Raw genomic sequence first — 414 nt, forward strand, 5'->3', positions numbered from 1 at the left:
CGTGCGCAAAACGCGCCGAGTCGGGGCAGCAGCCCGCACGTTCGCCCAGATAGGCAACAGCACCCGGCGGAGGCTGCGCATATCCCGACTCCCGGGAGGCTGCGATGCCCGAACTGGCCATCGAACTGCGCGACGTGGTGCGCGAGTACAAGGTCGGCGGTCAGATCGTGCGCGCCCTCGACGAGATCAGCCTCCGACTCAACGGCGGCCAGTTCGTGTCGATCGTCGGCCCCTCCGGCGCAGGTAAGAGCACACTGCTGCACCTGCTCGGCGCACTGGACTCCCCCGATTCCGGCTCGATCACCTTCGACGGCGAGGAAATCGGCGCCCTGGGCGACGAGCAGCAGTCGGCGTTCCGTCACCACCGGGTCGGCTTCGTCTTCCAGTTCTTCAACCTGTTGCCGACCCTGTCTG

At 67.1% G+C, this 414-nt stretch carries 1 protein-coding gene; it reads left to right on the forward strand.

Features of this window, described 5'->3' with window-relative positions:
• Positions 1–104: 104 nt before the first annotated feature.
• Positions 105–414: ATP-binding cassette domain-containing protein (locus tag RNC47_RS37185; RefSeq protein ID WP_311605296.1), on the forward strand; the 310-nt coding region annotated here is incomplete at its 3' end.

Origin of the sequence: Streptomyces millisiae, from assembly GCF_031845425.1 — a bacterium.
Classification (GTDB): domain Bacteria; phylum Actinomycetota; class Actinomycetes; order Streptomycetales; family Streptomycetaceae; genus Streptomyces; species Streptomyces millisiae.